This is a genomic window from Echinicola soli (assembly GCF_006575665.1).
Taxonomy (GTDB): Bacteria; Bacteroidota; Bacteroidia; order Cytophagales; family Cyclobacteriaceae; genus Echinicola; species Echinicola soli.
In genome coordinates this window covers 828,446-849,608 of the sequence record NZ_CP041253.1, presented here as the reverse complement: position 1 = coordinate 849,608, position 21,163 = coordinate 828,446, and the positions used below count along the sequence as shown (strand labels likewise).

The following is a 21,163-nucleotide window of genomic DNA, read 5'->3' as shown; positions in this document are numbered from 1 at the left end:
ACCAAATAGGTTTCTTGGTACGGCTATTTTATTGGGGCAACAGCGAATGGGTTCGTGAAGGACCGAAAGCAGTAAGTTGTTGTAGATGGTGTCAATACGAAGTGATATTTTGAATCGGCTTTATGAGGTGATTTTTGGATTATTGCTACAAAAATTTTAAACTACTTGGAATGGCATTTGTGGGCTTTAGGCCATATTTAAGAACTTGTTTCTTTAAATAGTGTGATTTCATAAAGAAAATAGGGTAAATACCGATCCATTAATTTCATTTATTTTCATGTGGAAATAGGATTGTCTTTAAAATTGCCTGCTTTTGTTTTATCGGTAAAATCAGAATTTTATTTTGATTTTGAATTTATGCTAACTGTAATAAAAAGCATCCTGTTAAAAGGCATTTGGTTGTAAAATTTAATTTGGAAACTTAAAAATTAAAGATGGGTTTTCTGTATTTTGATGAAATTTTCTTGTGTATACATGTGAATTTGTTTCAATTTATTTTTTAGGAAATCGATTTCCATACAATTATCCCTTGGTTGAATTAGTGCTATAGACTATTAGAAAAGGACAATTTTTTTTAATTAATTTTAAAATCGTTAAATTACTGAAAACCAATAATTTGACGAGGTATGGCTTAGGGTTATCAAAATGTTAAAAAATCATAAAGTTTTTTTTTAGCATGGAGATTTCTACTTTGTGCCAAAATCAAATCAACCGCATATGAAGAAAAGTGTACAATTAGCCCTCTTGCTATGTATGTTTTTGCAATATTCTTTTGCACAGACTACATCAGTAACAGGGACGGTTACTTCAGCTGATAGCGAAGAGCCGATCCCAGGCGTAAGCATTCTAGTGAAAGGTACCTCGCGTGGTGCCGTCACAGACTTGGATGGTAAGTACTCATTAGAAGTACCAGCAGGTGGAGAAGTATTGATCTTCTCTTTTATTGGCATGACCACTCAGGAGGTGCCAATTAATAACAGAACGGTCATTGATGTGTCGATGGCTTCCGATGCAAAGGAATTATCGGAAGTGGTCGTGACAGCTTTGGGTGTAGAAAGAAACAGAAACGAGCTTGCATACGCAGCTCAGGAAGTAAAAGGTGATCAGGTGTCACGTGCCAGATCTGCAGATTTTGTAAGCACCCTTTCCGGTAAAGTGGCTGGCCTGGATATCCGGACCAACAATACCATGGGTGGAGCCACAAACGTGGTGATCAGGGGATATTCTTCTATTTCTGGTAATAACCAGGCCCTGTTTGTGATTGATGGCGTCCCTGTGAGTAACGCCAATAATAATACCACTGATCAAGCAGGTGGTGGGGTAGGTACCGATTATGGTAATGCTGCCTCGGATATCAACCCTGACAACATCGCTTCGGTAAACGTGCTTAAAGGTGCTGCCGCTACTGCACTTTACGGATCACGAGCTGCCAACGGGGTGATCATGATTACCACTAAAAAAGGGAAAAAGAACAGCATGAACATCTCTATCAACAGTGGTGTGATATGGAGTTCTATGGATAAAAGTACCTTTCCTACCTACCAGACGGAGTACGGTGGTGGATATTCCCAGGATTTCCGTGCTTCCCAAGATTGGGGTGACGGAGTAGCGCCTGTGGTAAGGTTCCAGGATGATGCTTCTTATGGTCCTGCTTATGATCCAAACCTACAGGTTTACCACTGGGATGCCGTGGATCCGACTTCTCCTTATTATGGTCAGACAAGACCTTGGGTTATGGCCCAAAACGGCCCTAGCTCTTACTATGAGACCGGATTAAACTCCAATCAAAGCATTGCCGTAAGTGGCGGTGGAGAGCAGAGTACTTTTAATTTGGGATACACCAGAAACGATATCAAGGGAAACCTGCCCAATAGTAGCATTGACAAGAATATGCTTAATTTTTCAGGTTCTTATGATGCCACAGAAAAGCTGACGGTAAGTGCTTCTGCCAACTACAGCCGTGTAGATGGTATCGGAAGGTATGGAACTGGGTACAATGGACGAAATCCTAACCAGCAGTTCAGACAGTGGTGGCAAACCAATGTGGACCTTAAGGAGCAAGAAGCTGCTTATTTTAGAAACAGACAAAACGACACGTGGAACTGGAACTCTTCCAATACAGGACCGATTTACTCTGACAACCCATATTGGTCAGCGTATGAAAATTACTCAAACGACAGCAGGGACAACCTTTATGGTTTTGCCATGGCTAAGTATGAGCTGACAGATTGGTTGAGCATCATGGGACGGGCGACGCTGAACTCTACCTTTGACATGCAAGAAGAGCGCATTGCTGTAGGAAGTGCCGGAGTGGCCGAGTATGCAAGGTATAACAGGTCCCATAGGGAATCAAACTATGACCTGATCCTGAATTTCAACAAACAACTTTCTGAGGACTTTAAGATAAACGGCCTTTTGGGTGGTAATATCCGTAGGGAAGAAACCAGCGATATCAGGGCGGAAACTAACGGCGGATTGGTGGTACCAAGACTGTATTCATTGTCCAATTCCGCAAGTCCTATCGAACCACCAGTAGAACGATATACAAGAAGAGGAGTGGATGGTGTCTATGCCAATGCTAACTTGGGATACAAAGAAATGCTCTTCCTGGAGCTTTCTGCACGTCAAGATAAATCCACTACATTACCGGATGGCAATAACACTTATTTCTACCCAGCAGCTGGTGCCAACTTCGTGTTTTCAGAAGTAATCGAAAACGCACCGTGGTTATCCCATGCCAAAGCAAGGATCAACTACGCAGAAGTGGGTAATGATGCTCCTCCATTAAGTGTCTATGATGTATATAGCAAACCGACTTCATTTGGTTCTGTTCCTCTTTTCTCTATTCCAGATACAAGAAACAATAACCAGTTAGTACCGGAAAGACAACGAAGCTTTGAGGCTGGTGTGGAAATGGACTTCTTCAACAGCTTGTTTGGCTTTGACTTTACGGTATATAAGTCCAGTACTATTAACCAAATCCTGCCAGTTGCTACTACCACTGCCACTGGATACTCCGAAAGGTTTGTAAATGCCGGTGAGATGGAGAATAAAGGGATTGAAATAGCCGCTTATGTCACCCCTATCCAGACCAGTGACTTTATGTGGAACATGAACCTGAACTTCACCTTGAACCGTAACAAAGTAATTAGCCTATACGGTGAAGGTGAAAACAAGGTGGATAATATACCCATCGAATCATTCCAAGGGGGCGTGTCGGTGAATGCAGCTGTAGGCCAACCATATGGGGTGATCAGAGGTACGGACTTTTTCCTCACAGATGGTCAAAGAACAGTAGATGAGAATGGCTATTACATGGCTACAGGGTCGGCTAACGAGATCATTGGTGACCCTAATCCAGATTGGATGGGTGGTATTAACAACACCCTTACCTATAAAGGCGTATCACTTGCATTTCTTATTGATATCAAAAAAGGCGGTGATGTTTTCTCCCTTGACCAGTGGTACGGAGAAGCTACCGGCCTGTACCCAAATAGTGCTGGCCTAAATGCAAAAGGAAACCCTTCAAGGGATCCTGTATCTGAAGGAGGTGGTGTTTTGCTTCCTGGTGTCAAGGAAGATGGTTCACCAAATGACATCTATGCGGAAAACCAAGATGGAAATGGATTGACACCATTTGGCTATGCTGCCAATAACTATGCAGGTGCTCCTCGTGCAATGTACGTTTATGACGGAAGTTTCGTAAAACTTCGTGAACTGGTATTGTCTTACTCTTTACCACAATCACTTATTTCAAGAATGGGAGCCATCAAGGGTATAGACCTGCAGTTGGTAGGACGTAACTTGTGGATCATCCACAAGAACATGGAATACTCCGATCCTGAAGAAGGATTGAGTTCAGGAAATGCCGCCCGCGGCTATCAAAGTGGAGCCTATCCTGCTATGAGAAACTATGGCTTCAACATCAAATTAAATTTCTAAATCGACGGACATGAAAAAGATACATATAACATTACTATCTTGTTTTCTGATCCTGGTATCATCCTGCGTCAATAATTTGGATGAATACAATGTGGATCAGAAAAATGCATCAGATGAAGTGCCGCCCGTTACTTTATTTACGAATGCCGTAAAGGAACTTTCGGATGCGTTAATGACTCCGAATGTGAACGTAAACAATTACAGGTTTTATGCGCAGCATTGGACTTCCACACAATATCTGGACGAGCCTCGCTACAATATGACCTCCAGGCTTATCCCCCAAAATATGTGGGATAGGCTTTACAGAAATACACTGATGGACCTTAAGGAGTCCAAAAGGTTATTGTCTGCCGACAATTTCATTGAAGAGGACATCAAAAATAACCAAATGGCCCAGATTGGGATCATGGAGGTGTATGCATGGTCTGTTTTGGTGAATACCTTCGGGGATGTCCCCTATACTGAGGCGTTGAATCCGGATATTACATTGCCGAAGTATGATGATGCCCAGACCATTTATAATGATATCCTTTCGCGGCTTGACCAGTCCCTGGATCTGATTTCTGTGGATGCTGATGGTTTTGAAGACGGCGATCTCTTCTACAATGGAGATATGGAGAAATGGGTGAAATTCGGAAATTCCCTAAAGCTTAAGTTGGCGTTGGTCATTGCTGATTCTGATGCTGCCCAGGCCCAGACGTTAGCTGAGGAAGCTGCCGCAAATGTCTTTACAAGTAACGACGATAATGCAGCTTTTCCTTACATGGGTGCCGAACCAAATAATAACCCGGTTTCATCCAATGTAAAAGGACAATATTCTACTCGGGAAGATTACGTAGCGGCAAGTACACTTGTAGATGCGATGAACGATCGAAATGACCCTAGGAGAATCCAGTATTTTAGTCAAGTTGACGGAGAATTTATTGGAGGAAGATATGGTTTTGAGAACAGCTATGCGAATTTTTCCACTGTAAGTGAAAAAATTGCTGATCCTACTCAAGAGGGAGTGTTGTTGGATTTTGCAGAGGTAAGTTTCCTTTTGGCAGAAGCAGCGGAGAGAGGATATAGTGTGAGCGGTACAGCAGTGGAGCATTATACCAGTGCCGTTACTGCTTCGATCACCTATTGGGGTGGATCTGCAAGTGATGTGACCGCCTACCTGGCGCAGCCTTCAGTGAACTATATCACCGCACCAGGAGGATGGAAACAGGTGATCGGGACGCAAAAGTGGATAGCACTATACAACAGAGGCTATGATGCATGGCTTGAGTGGAGAAGGCTAGACGCTCCTAATTTGCAGCCTCCTGAAGTGGACGGTGCCAGTGCTCTTGTTATTCCATTGAGAATGATCTATCCTGTCAACGAGCAGACATTGAACGGAGCAAATAGGGCAGCAGCCGCTGAAGCCATTGGTGGTGACAGTGGTGAAACTGCACTGTTCTGGGACGTAAATTAATACCTTTATATACTTTAGAAGTTAGAAAATGCTACCTGCGAATGTGGGTAGCATTTTTTTTTTGGGAAAATAGATTATTATTATTTACCTAAAAACCTTCTTTATCCTGTCTACAGATAGAATTTTTTCTCTTTTTTATGTGTCTTGCTATTAAATAGCTAACTTGTGGTGTTTTGGAAAACATATTGACCTGATTAAACGTTTTCACTAATACCACACTTACTGTAAAGAAGAAGACCTGAGGTGGTGTAAATAAAGAATATGCGTAGAGGAAGCAGGTCATACTCTTTAAACGCCCAAATAGAAGAAATTTAGTATGAAAGGTACGGAACCCATTAATTATGAATTGGAGAAAAATCTCGAAGTAACCAACCAACTGGATAAGTTTGTCGGTGAAACGGTGGATTCGGTGTTGGTCAATCCAGATGAGTGCTGGCAGCCTACAGATTTTCTGCCTGATATGAGCCAGCCCGATGCCTTTGATGAGATTAGGAAAATTCAGGAAAGAGCTGCTGAAATACCAGACACGGTGATTACCAGCTTGATTGGTAATATGATTACAGAAGAAGCGCTTCCTAGTTACCAAACTTATTTTAACCTGCTGGAAGGGATCAATCCGGAAGGTAGTCTGCTCTCGGATCGCGGATGGGTAAGGTGGTCAAAAGCTTGGACGGCAGAAGAAAACCGACATGGTGATTTGCTGAACAAGTATTTGTATTTGTCAGGAAGGGCCGATATGAAGCTCGTAGAACAGACCATCCATCGATTGATATATAATGGATTTGATCCTAAATCAGAGAAAGATCCCTATCAGGCCATGATCTATACTTCTTTTCAGGAGCGTGCCACCAAAGTAAGTCACGTGAATACCGGAAAGTTGGCAGATAAGGCGGGGGATATCTCCTTGTCAAGGATATGTAAAACTATCGCTGGAGATGAAGCGAGGCACGAAAAGGCTTATAAGTCTTTTATGTCGCGGATCTTTGAAATAGATCCAAATGGAGCGGTGTTGGCATTCGAAAAGATGATGAGAAAGCAGATCGTGATGCCTGCGGTATTGATGGGCAAAGGAGGGCCAAATCCCACACTTTTCGATCAGTTTTCGGCCATTACCCAAAAAATTGGTGTGTATACCGGATGGGATTATGCACGAATTATTGATCATTTGGTCAAATTATGGAAAATCGAAAACCTTACAGGCTTAGAAGGAAGAGCGGCTAAAGCGCAGGAATACCTGTCAGGATTGGCTGATCGCTACATGCGCCTTGCTGACAGGCTGAAAACGCCAGATGAAATTAGCCTTGCTTGGTTAAAGTAAGTTGAAATGAGATGTAGTGAATTTTAAATATGGCCGGCAATTTGCCGGCTTTTTTATTGAACAGAAAGTAAACCCACAATATGCATTAGAAAATATACTGCGGTATGCCTTCTAACTTAGGGAGGTTTTTCATTTATCGAATGTGCTGCTTTCCCAAGACAGCTATTTTACGTTACTTTTTTCTAAGTCTTGGAATGTGGGTTGAAAATAAGAGGCCGTAAAAAGTAAGAACTAAAATGGCCTCTTGATATTTCGTTATTCACTTAAAACAAAGTGGAAAAAGTTGCTTAATCACCCTACTCCAAAGGTAGGCCATAAAGATTTCCCAAAAAATACCCAGTTTGGGGTATTTTTTGGTTTTTATGCACTTCGTTTATTATTTAGGGGCGTTGGTAAAAAATGGGTTTTTTGTATGTAACCGATTGTTCGATAGGTTATTATGGGGGTTAAAGGGGGCTTTGTGTGGGGAGTAGTGTTAAAACTTGATCAAGCTATATTTCTGGGAATTGCTTGAATTTAGTTATTGAAACGGCTAATAGCTGAGTTTTTAAGATTAAGTAAATCAATTTACTCCACTTGATTTACTTCCCTGTCTTCCTAGTGGTTATCATTTGTTCTCTAGTTGATCTCTGTTTTCGCCTTGATCCTTTATCGGTCTTTGGAGGAGGGAGGAGCATTTAGTGAGGGAGGGTGTTGGGATCAAGCAATATTTCTGGGGGCGGGAGAAGATTTATATTCATTTGGTATGTCGCCACGAAGTCGCCAAGACACGAAGTGTTTTGTAGGCGGATTCCAAATTTCATGGAAAACAAACAGCTTTGGGTCTTAGAATCTTTGTGGCAAAAAAACAAAAAGGAAATCCTATTAAAATAAAGGGATTCATGCCCTCAACTTTTTCGTTTGCCTCCTTTTTCGCACATTTTGAGGACCAAGCAATATTTCTGGAAGATGAGAGATTTCCAGGTGGTTTTGGTAAGCATATTTCTCTTTAATGTAGCAATAGGAATGTGTAATTATAAAATCAGTATAAATCCGTCATTGCGAATGCAGAGCAACGGAGTGAAGCAATCTCGTTTTCTTAATACGGGATTGCCACGTTCCCGATAGCTCGGGACAGGCTATACTTCCTCGCAAGGACGGTATTTTAAATCGCGTTTATTATAAAAAATCAGCGCAAATCTTATTAATCTGCATCATCTGCGTGCTATCGAAACCAACCCTAATCCCCCCATTTTTTCACTTGATCCGGGTGTTGGTCTTCACTTGACTTTTCATCCTGGTACTTTTGTGGCCAGTGACGCTTTAACTACACCAGTATTTCTTACTGTTCCTCAGCAATGGCGACTTTTATCTGGAAGTATGAATAGCGGTCACCAAAATGTTCTTTTATTGGTTTTAGAAACCGACCCTCTTGCCTTCTATAGAATAATCGGATGTTCAGCAGGTCGTCCTTTGACATAAACTTCTCGGCGTCCAGTTTTTTCATCTTTACCAATTTGGCAATATGCCCTTCGATGGTGGTAAGACTCATTTCCCTTGCCTTGGCAATTTCAAATATGTTCAACCCATCTTTAAGGTATTGTAGGGTCACCAGTTCTGTCTTGGAGATGCCGGTGCTGTTGGACTTCGAGGATTTACTGGCAGAGAGTTTTTTTCTGGGCTTGAGTTGGTTCTCTTCCGTATAGGCCTTGATCACTGGAATGAAATGATTTTCATAGTTTTCGGCTTTTAGCTGGCCCACACCGGACATTTGCAAAAAGCTGTCATGGTCTTGCGGTAAATAGGTGGCCATTTCCACAAGGGTATTGTCAGAGAATATCACATAAGGCGGTACGTTTTCCTTCTGGGCTAGACCAAAACGGATACGCTTCAGCTCCTCAAAAAGTGTTTCTTCATAAGGCGTACTTCTCTTTTGATGCTCTAGCGCTCCCTCTTCCATGTTGAGAAGGAATTTTTCTCGGCTTTTCAATTTTTCCCAAGCGGTGGTAGTGAGTTTTAAGGTGGGAAACTGTGTGCCGGCTTCTGCCAAATACCCTTCCTGTTGGAGGTGCTGGCCCAGCTTTTTCCAAAAATCTTCTGATTTGTCTTTGCCCACGCCATAGACCGATAGGGCTTTGTGGTCTTCTTGGACTTTGGCAGATTTTGATCCTCGCAGTACCAGTATGCAATAGCCAAGGCCATAGCTTTCTTTAAGCCGGACGATAGCGGACAGTAACATCTGGGAAGGCATGGTCATGTCTTGTTTGTTGCCTTTGCTCAGACAGCGATCGCAATTGCCACAGTCTTTTTTTTCTTCTTCATCAAAATAGCCCAGCAGATAGCGCCTGCGACAGGTGGTGGACTGGCAGAAGTGCTTCATCTTATCCAGCTTGGCAAGCATTACTTCTGAGTAATCAGGGTTCTCAGGCGTATCGATCATGCGCTGGAGCGTCATGACATCGGCATAGCTGTAAAAGAGCAGCGCATCACTGGGAAGGCCATCCCGGCCGGCACGCCCTGTTTCCTGATAGTAGCCCTCGACGTTTTGCGGCATGTTCATGTGTACCACAAACCGCACATTGGATTTGTCGATCCCCATGCCAAAGGCAATGGTGGCCACCATGATCTTTACTTCGTCTTTGATGAATTTTTCTTGGTGCTTTGCCCGGGTCTGTCTGTCGAGGCCAGCATGGTAGGGCAAGGCCGAGAGGCCCGCTGCTTGCAGCCGATCAGCCATGTCCTCGACGTTTTTTCTGGACAGGCAGTAGATGATGCCGGAATTTTTGTGGTGGTATTCCAGAAACCCCAAAAGCTTGTCAAATGAGTTTCTTTTGGGTACAATGCGGTAGGTGATGTTTGGTCTGTCGAAGCTGGAGATGAACCATTTTGGATTTTTTAGCCCTAACTTATCAGCGATGTCAGCCCGGGTCTGTTTGTCTGCGGTGGCAGTGAGTGCAGCAAAGGGTACAGAAGGAAGCTCCTGTCTCAGCCGACCGATCATCAGGTAATCAGGCCTGAAATCATGCCCCCACTGCGAGACACAGTGTGCCTCATCAATGGCCACCAGGGAAATAGGAGTCGTCTTTAGGGTCTCAGTCAGTGGGAAAACACCACCAAAGAGTCTTTCTGGGGCTACATACAGGAGTTTCAGCTTGCCCGACTTGATCTCTTCGGATACAAAGCGCTGTTCGCTGGTGCTCTGCGAAGAATTCAGGTAAGCCGCGGCGATGCCAATGCCATTTAATGCGTCCACTTGGTCCTTCATCAGCGCAATCAACGGGGAGATGACCAGTGTAAGGCCCTCATTGACCATGGCTGGGATTTGATAGCAAACGGATTTTCCCCCACCGGTAGGCATCAGGACAATAGTATCCTGTTTTTTTAAAATGCTCTGGATAATGGCCTCTTGCTGACCGCGAAAACTATCGTATCCATAAAAATTCTTCAGTACTTCCTTTGGGGTAATCATGCGCTGCTTTAGTCATTCTACAATCCTTAAAGTTAATCAACTTTTCAAGGGAAATGAATTTTTGAAAAACCAAACTAATGTACACTAAACTAAAAAGCAGTAGTATTTACCAGTAGGACTTGAAGGTGTCTTATGGTAGTAAAAACGGGCAAAGCAAGGTAGTAGCAAGATGCGAGACATGACAAATTTGTACTCAGATCTGATTAATTTTTTTTCATCTTTGCTCGATTCATTGGTGGAGAATCTTGATATGTTCGGTTTTATCATCCCAATTGATCTCTAGAATCAACAATCCCAGCGGTGCTTTGCTCATCAAGGAATAAATTGGAATAATCTGTTGGGCGGGGAGTTTTAGATGGCCGATCTCATTGGAAGTGGCAGGAGAATAGAGACGAACGCTGATTTCTTGGATGGTGCCGGAAAAGTGCTTTGGTCGTAGAAGAAAAAGCTGGCCAGTGCTGGGGTTAGGGTACGCGGTCCACGTGTTTTTAGCATTTATGGGGATAGTAAGTGCGATGACTTTAGTATATGTGTGTGTTTCATCGAAATCCACCTGTTTTATACGATAATGTAACTTATCGATCAGGAAAGTGTCAATCTTGTCGTAGTAAGAGTAAGAGGAAGGCTGGTCTGACCATCCTTTGGCGGTAAGCTGTCCGACTATCTGGAAAGAATCCAACGAAGCATGCACCCGCTCTATTTCAAAATGGCTGCTTTCCCATTCCTTTGCAGTGGACCAATGGAGTTTTGCATAACCAGTAGTGGGATCAAATTCAGCCGAGAAATCCAGCCAGATCACGGGTAATATTGAACATTCTCCCTCAAAAAACTGCCCTTCGCGGAATTCTTCGGTGGAAATTCCGGAAGGGAATTCATAACAGGTGTAAATAGTGGCATCATCAGCGGTGATCAGTGCACCGCTGCCATTGGTATCGATGTTGCCGCCCACTTCTACGATGCTATCCCCATCTTCATCGCCTCCAGGTTCATTATAGTCACCGATGAATGTCATACTTGAATTGCCGTTCATTTCAAGCGTCCCTTCGGGTTCTGAAGCGATAACCGTACTGTTTTCAGCAACTTCAAATACCAGGTGTGAGTTACCACGAACAATGATGGACGTGGTATTGAAAATACCATCTACATCAATCAAGGCAAAGTCTGCAGAATTGTTGGATGGCGTATGGATATCCAAGTTACCTTCGATATCCATACCGGCATTGGCATCAATGGCGATCGTGCCTGTTCCATCAATCTTCACATTGCCGATATTGGAAAAATTGGATGTAGGATCTGATGGTAGCCGGTCGGTGTCTCCAGTTAGGGAGAAGGTAGCTTGGTCATTCACAGTTAGGTTCCCACCGATAGTTAATGTGGACATGGGCTCTTCAAAAACTACGTTCATCGTTTTGTCATCATCTATGGTGACGTTATTGCCAAAAGTGAGCGAAGCGCCATCATTGATATAGATGTCTGTATTGCCGGGGAAGCTTATCGAAGTGAGACGCGACAAGTCGTCATTAATAATGATTTCGGTATGGCAAGTGCTTGCCCCAGGGGGGTAGGAATTGCTGACGGTACAGGAAGGGTCGGGGTAGGTAATATCCCAACAGTCTCCGTTAATCCACTGTCCATTACATCCTGGATTGGTAGGGGCGTAGGTGTATTGCTGGGCGATAGCGGTAGAATGCATGGACAAAACCACTAGAAACATCACCAGTAGTAAATGGCGTGATTGACCTTTCATTATAATCTAGAAAAGGTATTTATGACTATAATGTAGTGATTTAAAGTTTATTTCATATGTGTTTTCTAATTTATCTAATAACCTCAGTTCGATTTATAACATCTTAGCTGTCGAAGTAAATCCTGCATTGCTAATCTAAACCCGAAATTTAGCTTATGCCCATATCAAGTGTGATTCCCCTGTCAAGAGTCGAAGGCTGAAAGCCTTTCCTAACTTTAACCCTGGGGAATAGACCCAAACCCATTCCCCTATTGCAGGCTGAAAGCCTAGCTCACGCCACTTTCATCTAGCCAAACAATGTTCACGGGAATACTTGTAATAGTGATAATTTTTAGCTGACCTTACAGGCCGCAGGTAGTGTCATTCCTACCAATTAGCCCAATGCGTTTCATTGAGCTGGATTAAATAACCCTTTCAGGGGAGTCTTTTAAAAACACCATCTAAACCAATCCTTCATGCTTGATTACAGCGTCAAGCTGAGCTTAGTAGCTAAATACAAGTATCAAGATGGATGTACAAGAGCAAAGAAAAAAAGTGATGTGCTTCTCTGATTATAGTTGACCGGATTAATTATTGGTTTTCATTGTCAAACATTATAATAACCGGTTCTTTCCTGGACGGAAGTTTTGACCAATTCCTTTCAAGCTCCTCCGTACTTTTGATCATTTTTGCTATAACGAGAGCAGCAACCATCCATAACGAATTGTGCTTGTCTGCTCCAATCTACCCCACCTAACCTCCCCCGCCGCGGCGGAAAGGAACATCGGATTCAAGTCTCAATACTCACATCTCAAGACTTACGTCTATTTATTACTGTATTCAAACAGCTTCCTTTTTTCTTCTTTGCTCAGGCTGTCATAGCCTTTATCGGCAATTTTGTCGAGGATTTTGTCGATTTCTTCCTGGGTGGTACCATCTTTTTTGGTGGATTTCGTTTCCGTATCACGGAGCGGCTCGCTTTTGTAGGGAGCGTTTTTCTTGCGGTAGGACACCTTGACATTTGGTCGGCCGGCGATGAGGTTTTCGAAGAACTTACCTACTGCCTGAACAGGAGCTCCCAAATCGGTTCCTTTGCGAAGCATAGTGATATATAAATAACCCAAGGCTGCGCCGCCCAAGTGGGCCAATTCACCACCGGCATTGGCACCAGTGCTGTTGGCGAAGGCAATGAGCACATAGAAAATTGCGATATACTTTATCTTGACAGGTCCTAATAGGATCAAATGAAATGTCGTGTCAGGGGTAAGTGTCGCCGCCCCTACGACAATGGCATAGACACCTGCACTGGCTCCCAGCATGAGTGCCATATCTCTTTGTTCGATGAAGAATGGTGCCACATTATACATGATGACATAGAGTACTGCGCCAGCGAGTCCACCCAGAATATAGAGGTTGGCAAGCTTCCTGCTTCCCAGGTATTCCTGAATCAGCAGTCCAAACCAATACAGGAAAAGCATATTGAAAAGGATATGGAAAATGCCTTCATGCATAAACATGTAGGTGAAGATGGACCATGGCTGCGTGATGATCCTGCCCACCTCGGCAGGCATCATAAAGTAACTTAGGATTTGTTGGTAAAGCGCTCCTTCACCACTGATGGTAAGGAACACCCTAAGCACTAAAAAAACCAGAAAGACCAAGATATTAATGGCCAGCAGTTTGTATAGACTGTTGTCTCTTTGGTTAAATGCGTTTTTCAAATAATACCAGAATCCTCCGTACATGATTAGTAAAAGCTAGTTCTATCCTTTTTCCAGAAAGTTACCAAAATCGCGCCGATTATTAAACCACTAAAATGCGCAAAGTGGGCCACATTATCCGTGGGATTGTTGACAATAATGTTATAAACCGTATAGAGACCATAGAAAAGCACCAGGTACTTGGCCTTGATCGGCATAGGGGGAAAGAGCAAAAACAGCTGGGTGTTTGGAAACAGCATCCCAAAGGCCACCAGTACTCCAAACAGGGCGCCGGAGGCACCTACCATTGGGATATTGGATTTTTGCTCCCGGATGTCGTTCATGACTGTTTTGGCATTTTGGATATAGGTCTTATTGCCTGGATCACGGCTGAATTTGTCTATAAAATCATAAACACCAGTATTAAACATGTAGCTGTTATCAGAGACAAATTGATTGAATACCTCCGGGTCGGGATTGTTATAGAAGGTCTCCACCTTTTGGTTCAGCTGGTTCATCTGAAAGGCCGTGTAGCCAGAGTATAGGACCCCCGATCCGATACCACAGACCATCCATAGGATAAGCAGTTTTTTGGGGCCGAGGAATTGCTCCAGCAAGGGGCCAAAGATAAACAGTCCAAACATATTGCTGATCAGGTGCCAAAGCCCAGCGTGCATAAACATGTACGTCAAAAACTGAAACGGCATAAAATATTTGCTCTCGATGTAGTACAAGGCAAAGAACCCTCCCAATTGCGGCAGAAGGAAGCTTGCGACGACATAAAGGCCCACATTGATCAGTAATAGGTTTTTGACGACGGGGGTTAGTGATCTAAACATATATTATTTTTCAAAAAAGCTACGTATTTTACTTAAATCAAGTTTTACAAAGGTTTTGTTCCCCGAAAGTCCATAATTTGGATTTTGGCAGGCAAATAACTGCCCGACCAAGGTTTCCATTTCCTGGCTTTTGAGTTTGGTGCCTTTTTTGATCGATGATTTCTTCGCCAAAGACCGCGCCAAGTTTTCCTTGTTATCCAGCGATAATTCGGATTTGAAGTGCTTAAACTGCTCCAGCAAACCTTCAAACAAGGCTTTTTCATTGTTGATCTGCACATCAGCAGGTACCCCTTTGATAAGCAGGGTGTTTTTTCCAAATTCCTCTATGACAAACCCCAAACTGTTGAGCTCCTCATGAAGGTCCATGGCCAAGGTATAATCTGCCAAGCTCAGGCTTAAGCTTTGAGGAAAGAGGCATTGCTGTGAGGCGCCACCGGTGTTTTTCAGTTGCTTGATGTAACGTTCGTACAAGATGCGTTCATGGCTTGCTTGCTGGTCGATCAGTAGAAGGCCTGTGCCCAGCTGTGCCACGATATAATTTAACTCCACCTGAAAGGTCGTCCCGGCGTTGCGCTCTTCAGGCTGTAATACAGCCGTCACGGGATCAGGAGTGATGGTGCTTTCTACTTCCTCTTCGTTGGCACGGCTGGAAAAGGTAAGCAGTTCCGAGGAATCGTCAACCGTGTCCTTCATGGCCCTTTCCCTAACGTCGTCGCTTTTTTCTCCTTCAAACAATCTCTCCCAGCCAGCAGTGTCCTGTTTTTTGATGGTAGGGCTGCTGTACGTTTTATAACTGTTTTCCCGGCTTACTTCGTCTTTCCTGATTTCGTCGTTTTTCCAGTTTTCGGTAAAATTGACATCCAGGCTAAAATCAAGCATGGGGACGACGTTATGTGCTCCCAAAGCTTGCTTCACGCCCGCTCTGACCACCGAGTAGATGGTGCGTTCATCATCAAATTTGATCTCTGTCTTGGTGGGATGGACATTGATATCGATATGCGAAGGGTCGAGGGCTAGGAACAAGACGTAAAAAGGATGCTGGTCAGAAGCCATGAGCCCTTCGAAAGCGTTAGAAACCGCATGATTGAGGTAATTGCTTTTGATATAGCGATTGTTTACGAAGAAGAATTGCTCTCCGCGCGATTTCTTGGCATTTTCAGGTTTGCCCACATAACCTTTTATGGTGACATGCGGAGTTTCTTCTTCACAGGCGACCAGTTGGCTTTGGTAGTTTTTTCCAAATATCCCCACTATTCGCTGGCTGAGTTTTCCAGGACTGAGCTTAAACAGCTCCATGTCATTATGCACAAGGCTGAAGCCCACTTCGGGATTGGCCAGGGCCACCCGCTGAAATTCCTCGACGATATGCTTCATTTCCACGGGGTTGGACTTGAGGAAGTTTCTTCGAGCAGGCACGTTGAAGAAAAGGTTCTTTACGGCAATGGAGGTGCCCTCAGGACATACGACGGGCTCCTGTTTTTTGACTTCCGAGCCTTCGATACAGATCAATGTGCCCAGTTCTTCTCCTTTGGCCCTTGTCTTGAGTTCCACTTGGGCCACCGCTGCGATGGATGCCATGGCCTCCCCTCGAAAGCCAAAGGTCCGGATGGCAAAGAGGTCCTCAGAACTTCTGATCTTGGAAGTGGCGTGACGCTCAAAGCACATTCGGGCATCGGTGATGCTCATGCCCTTGCCGTTGTCGATGACCTGGATAAGTATTTTGCCCGCTTCTTTGACCAATACTTGAATATCTGTGGCTCCCGCATCAACGGCGTTTTCCAAAAGTTCCTTTAATGCTGATGAGGGACGTTGCACTACTTCACCGGCGGCAATCTGGTTAGCGATAGCATCCGGCAGCAGTTGGATAATATCACTCATTTGTTTTGCCTTTCAATCTTAACAAGAACAGCACGACGGCTATTCCGATTCCAACATACAGTAGCGTGTACAATGCTTCTATTCCCCAGTATAAGTAACCGGTGATCGTACCAACTAAAATCAGCAGGATAATCATTCTCAGCATTCCTGCACTGGAAAAGAGTTCAGAAGGCTTGTTTCGAATGGGGCTTCCCTGGGTAAAGGCGCCTCGAATGGAAGAACTTTCGGCTCTTCGATAGGCTTCTTCAATATCTTGGTCTTTTCCATTAGAGAGCAAGCCCTCAGCTTCCAGCTGTCGCTTGATCCTGGATGTGCGTTGTTCGATTTCTTCTTTCACAGGATCATAGTGCCTTGGCTTGATGTCAAAGCGCATAGGATGGGCAGTTCTAAATATGGATGGAAATTTCATGCTGATAATTGAATTCGTTTACACTATCATAACGTTAAATATGGTAATGTTGGTTTTGCTTGTCGCTATTTATGGTAGAGAAAAGCTGGAATATTTGTAAATTTGGAGATTACTTGCAAGAAACTGTTGAAAGTAATCTATACAAAGTTATTTTAAATTTTAAGCAATAAAAATTAAACAATCGGATGAATCAAAAAGTTTGGCGGGTGCCGTTCGTCTTGATGCTGATCGGGGGGATGGTCTTTTTTCAACTATCTTTTGGGTTTGACAAGGAAAGTAGTGAAAATCCGGGCGATCCACTTCGCACGCGTGATTATGTGGCCCAGAAGAAATGGGTGGACAGTGTCTTCAACAGCCTGACCTTTGAGGAGCGCTTGGGGCAGCTGTTTATGGTGGCGGCTTATTCCAATCGTGGAGAAGCCCATAAACAGAAAATAGCCAAACTCATCCGGGAAGAGCAACTGGGCGGATTGATCTTCTTCCAGGGAGGGCCCGTGAGGCAGGCGCACCTGACCAATTATTACCAATCCATCACCAAGACACCGCTGATGATCGCCATGGATGCCGAATGGGGCGTCAGCATGCGGCTGGACAGTGTCCTCCAATTTCCCAAACAAATGACCTTGGGTGCCATCCGCGATGATCAGCTGATATATGACATGGGTACCGAGATCGCAAGGCAGTTTAAGGAACTGGGAATGCACATCAACTTTGCCCCCGTAGTGGATGTCAATTCCAATCCAAACAATCCTGTTATTGGCTATCGGGCATTTGGAGAGCAAAAGGAAAAGGTAGCCAGGAAAGCTGTCGCCTACATGAAAGGGCTTCAAGACCACGGTGTGATGGCCAATGCCAAGCATTTTCCTGGACATGGAGACACTGATTCCGATTCCCACTACACCACGCCAGTGATCAATAATTCCAAATCACAGATTCAAAACATTGATTTATACCCTTACCGTCAGCTGATCAAGGAAAACCTGATGAGTGTCATGGTCGCCCACCTGCATATTCCCAGCTTGGGTACCACTTCCGGCAAGCCGACCACGCTCACCCCTGCCGTGGTCAATGACTTGCTCAAGAAGGACATGGGCTTTGAGGGATTGGTGTTTACCGATGCGCTGAACATGAGAGGTGTGAGTAATTTACATGCACCAGGAGAGGTAGATCTACTAGCACTACTGGCAGGAAATGACGTGCTGCTTTATGCAGAGGATGTTCCCAAGTCCAAGCGCTTGATTGTTCAGGCGGTAGCCGATGGCCGGATCTCCAAAGACCAGATTGACGCACGGGTAAGAAAGATCCTCAAGGCTAAATACTGGGCAGGGCTGAACAAACCGCAACATGTAGACACCAATCAGCTGGTGGAGCGGCTCAGCACCTACGAGACTTCGGCATTGGTGGAGCGGCTGTATGCTGGATCCATGACCATGGTGGCCAATAAAGGGAACTTCTTGCCTATCCGTAATCAGGACTTGTTGAAAATGGCTTCCATTACACTGGGAAATGGCGGTGAGACCTTCCAGAAATACCTCGATAAATTTGGGAAATTCAAGCATTATAGGCTCACCAGAAACAGCAATAACCAATCTTATCGAGCGCTAGAGCAAAATCTTCGTGATTATAATACCATTGTGGTGGGCATTACAGATGTAAGCAACAGTCCGAGGCGTAATTTCGGGATCAAGCAAGAGGACATGTACTTTATTAAAAACCTCAGTGAAAAGTACAATGTCATCACGGTCCTCTTCGGCAATGCCTATGCGGCCAAATACCTCGATGACATGCCCAATGTGCTGGTGGCTTATGAAGAGAATGAATACACAGAGAAGCTGGCACCCCAAGTGATTTTTGGTGCCAGGGGTGTGAATGGCGCCTTGCCGGCTACGGTAAGCACTGGATTGCCTGCAGGCATTTCCGTGCCCTTTGATTCCCGTGACAGGTTGGGCTACAGTCTTCCTGAGAATGAAGGCATGGACAGCCGTACGCTCAATGGCATCGACAAAGTGGTCAATCGGGCCATCCGAAGAAAATCTACACCGGGAGCCTGTGTTTTGGTAGCTAAAAATGGTAAGGTGGTCTTCGAAAAGGGATATGGTCATTTGGATTATAACAAAGGACAGGAGGTAACACCAGAGACCGTCTATGACCTGGCATCGATCACCAAGGTCATGGCCACCACGCAAACGGTGATGTTTCTGGAAAGCCGGGGGCTGCTCAATATGAAGGATCCAGTGGTTAAGTACCTTCCTGAGCTAAAAGGCACCAACAAGGCAGATCTTAAGATTAAGGACATTATGGCGCATGAGGCTGGGCTAGCCGCGTGGTTGCCGCATTATACCAAGACGATTTCTTCTGGCAAGTGGGACCCTGTTTATTATCATTCCCAAAAAGGAAGTGGTTACAGCATAGAGGTGGCCGAAGGAATGTATGGCATGGATGCCCTACCGGACAGTGTATGGAAATGGACCGTGGATTCACCGCTCAGAAGAAAATCTTCCGGCAGCAATAAGCATGATTACAAATACTCGGATTTGACCATGTACATTATGCAGCGCGTAGTGGAGCGGATTCTTAACCAGCCGATGGATGAATTTTTGGAGCAGAATTTTTACCAACCCTTGGGCTTGTACACCTTGACTTATTGGCCATTGAAGGAGATTGCTGCTGACAGGATTGCACCTACGGAAAATGATTTGGTCTTTAGGCATAAGCTGATCCGTGGCTATGTGCATGACCCCGGAGCGGCCATGTATGGCGGCGTGGCTGGCCATGCGGGATTGTTTAGTACTGCCCATGACCTGGCGGTGATGATGCAGATGATGCTGCAGGGAGGCGAGTATGGTGGGATAAACCTATTGGATGCCAAAACCGTTAAAGAATTTACCAAGAGACAGTCCAGCCAAAGCAGGAGAGGCTGGGGCTGGGATAAACCTGATCCAGCGCCTGATAAAGGCGGGCCGGCAGGAAAGTTGGCATCCAAGAGCACTTTTGGACATACAGGTTTTACCGGTACCGCCGTATGGGCTGATCCTGATGAAGACCTGATCTACGTGTTCCTGTCCAATAGGGTGTATCCCAATGCCAGTAACAATTCATTGCTGAGAGATAATGTACGGACGGATATTCAGGATATTATCTACCGGTCCATCCGGAAGTGAAAAAATGAGCCTTTGGTGAACAAAATTCCGAAAGGAAAGGTTATAGCTTCTAAATTCTAAGAACAATAGTTTTTTAACACTGAAAACATGAAAATCGGAATTGTCTGTTATCCCACATTTGGTGGGAGTGGTGTAGTGGCCACAGAATTGGGAAAAGCCCTTGCCAAGGAAGGTCATGAAGTTCACTTCATTACCTATAAGCAGCCTACCCGGTTGGATTTTTTGAGCGAAAACCTTTTCTATCACGAAGTAGACATCAAAAGCTATCCGTTATTTGAGCATGCACCATATGAGCTGGCATTGGCCAGTAAAATGGTCAACGTGGTGAAGTTCGAAGAGCTGGATCTGCTGCACGTACATTATGCTATTCCGCATGCTTCGGCAGCGTATATGGCCAAGCAGATCCTGAAAACCCAAGGCATCGAGATTCCGGTGGTGACGACTCTGCACGGCACGGACATTACGCTGGTGGGCAAAGATCCCAGCTATGAGCCCGTGGTGACCTTCAGCATCAACCAATCCGATGGGGTGACTGCTGTCTCCGAGGATTTGAAGCGGGCGACCTATGATCATTTTGATATCAAGAACGGGATTCAGGTCATTCCCAACTTCATCGATCTGGACCGCTTTAAAAAACAACGGAAAGAACACTTTAAAAAAGCAATATGTCCAGATGATGAGAAATTACTGGTACACACTTCCAATTTTAGGAAGGTAAAACGTGTAGAGGACGTCATCAGAGTGTTTTATGAAGTGCGAAAAGTGGTTCCTGCCAAGTTGTTGTTGGTGGGAGATGGCCCCGAAAGGGATAAGATGGAAAGGCTCTGCAGGGAGCTGGGAACCTGTGAAGATACCCGTTTCTTAGGGAAATTGGATGCGGTGGAGGAAGTCCTTTCCGTAGCAGACCTGTTCCTGATTCCATCTGAGAAAGAAAGCTTCGGGCTGGCCGCTTTGGAAGCGATGGCCTGTGAAGTGCCGGTGTTGTCTTCCAATGCAGGTGGTATTCCAGAGTTGAACATTGACGGGGTGACGGGCTTTGCCTGTGAGGTAGGGGATATACAGGACATGACCGAAAAGGCATTACATATCCTTTCAGACCAAAATCTGCCAGCTTTCAAGAAACGGGCATTGGCCAGGGCAAAGGAATTTGATGTGTCCAATATTCTTCCCCGGTACGAAGAATTCTATAAAAAAACCATCGATAAAACCCTTTCACTGTCCAAATAACTGATTTTGGTCATTATTTCCCGAAAAGAATAACCTCTTTTGAATTCAATCCGTTAAAT

General features: G+C 44.5%; 11 protein-coding genes. 5 read left to right on the top strand and 6 right to left on the bottom strand.

The window, feature by feature from the left end:
* Positions 1-717: 717 nt before the first annotated feature.
* From FKX85_RS03570 to FKX85_RS03560, 3 genes are all read left to right on the top strand, one after another.
* Positions 718-3,942 carry a SusC/RagA family TonB-linked outer membrane protein gene (locus FKX85_RS03570; protein ID WP_141613426.1) on the top strand — a complete coding sequence of 1,075 codons (3,225 nt, stop codon included), beginning with the start codon at positions 718-720 and terminating at the stop codon, positions 3,940-3,942.
* A gap of 10 nt (positions 3,943-3,952) precedes the next feature.
* Positions 3,953-5,398, top strand: a complete 1,446-nt coding sequence (locus FKX85_RS03565) for a SusD/RagB family nutrient-binding outer membrane lipoprotein (protein ID WP_141613425.1) — start codon at positions 3,953-3,955, stop codon at positions 5,396-5,398.
* Positions 5,399-5,714: 316 nt separating this feature from the next.
* Positions 5,715-6,716 (top strand): acyl-ACP desaturase, encoded by a 1,002-nt coding sequence (locus FKX85_RS03560; protein WP_141613424.1) that lies wholly within the window; start codon positions 5,715-5,717, stop codon positions 6,714-6,716.
* Positions 6,717-8,037: 1,321 nt separating this feature from the next.
* Here the strand turns inward: FKX85_RS03560 and recQ are convergent.
* The 6 genes from recQ to FKX85_RS03530 form a co-directional block, all read right to left on the bottom strand.
* The gene (gene recQ / locus FKX85_RS03555; RefSeq protein WP_141613423.1) at positions 8,038-10,164 is read right to left on the bottom strand and encodes a DNA helicase RecQ; all 2,127 of its coding nucleotides are present in this window, start codon (positions 10,162-10,164) and stop codon (positions 8,038-8,040) included.
* 229 nt (positions 10,165-10,393) lie between these two features.
* Positions 10,394-11,911 carry a hypothetical protein gene (locus FKX85_RS03550; RefSeq protein ID WP_141613422.1) on the bottom strand — a complete coding sequence of 506 codons (1,518 nt, stop codon included), beginning with the start codon at positions 11,909-11,911 and terminating at the stop codon, positions 10,394-10,396.
* 803 nt (positions 11,912-12,714) lie between these two features.
* Positions 12,715-13,635: a rhomboid family protein gene (locus FKX85_RS03545; protein ID WP_141613421.1), complete on the bottom strand. Its 921-nt coding sequence runs from the start codon at positions 13,633-13,635 to the stop codon at positions 12,715-12,717.
* A gap of 2 nt (positions 13,636-13,637) precedes the next feature.
* Positions 13,638-14,429, bottom strand: a complete 792-nt coding sequence (locus FKX85_RS03540; protein WP_141613420.1) for a rhomboid family intramembrane serine protease — start codon at positions 14,427-14,429, stop codon at positions 13,638-13,640.
* 3 nt (positions 14,430-14,432) lie between these two features.
* Positions 14,433-16,307, bottom strand: coding sequence for a DNA mismatch repair endonuclease MutL (gene mutL / locus FKX85_RS03535; RefSeq protein WP_141613419.1), 1,875 nt, complete (start codon positions 16,305-16,307; stop codon positions 14,433-14,435).
* Positions 16,300-16,716: a hypothetical protein gene (locus FKX85_RS03530; RefSeq protein ID WP_141613418.1), complete on the bottom strand. Its 417-nt coding sequence runs from the start codon at positions 16,714-16,716 to the stop codon at positions 16,300-16,302. Before FKX85_RS03530 ends, mutL begins: the two co-directional genes overlap by 8 nt.
* Positions 16,717-16,901: 185 nt before the next feature.
* Here FKX85_RS03530 and FKX85_RS03525 point away from each other — a divergent pair, with 185 nt between their 5' ends.
* Positions 16,902-19,877 (top strand): glycoside hydrolase family 3 N-terminal domain-containing protein, encoded by a 2,976-nt coding sequence (locus FKX85_RS03525; RefSeq protein WP_141613417.1) that lies wholly within the window; start codon positions 16,902-16,904, stop codon positions 19,875-19,877.
* An 87-nt stretch (positions 19,878-19,964) separates the two neighbouring features.
* A complete protein-coding gene (bshA, locus tag FKX85_RS03520; protein ID WP_141613416.1) occupies positions 19,965-21,104 on the top strand; it encodes an N-acetyl-alpha-D-glucosaminyl L-malate synthase BshA in 1,140 nt (379 codons plus the stop codon).
* Positions 21,105-21,163: the final 59 nt, after the last annotated feature.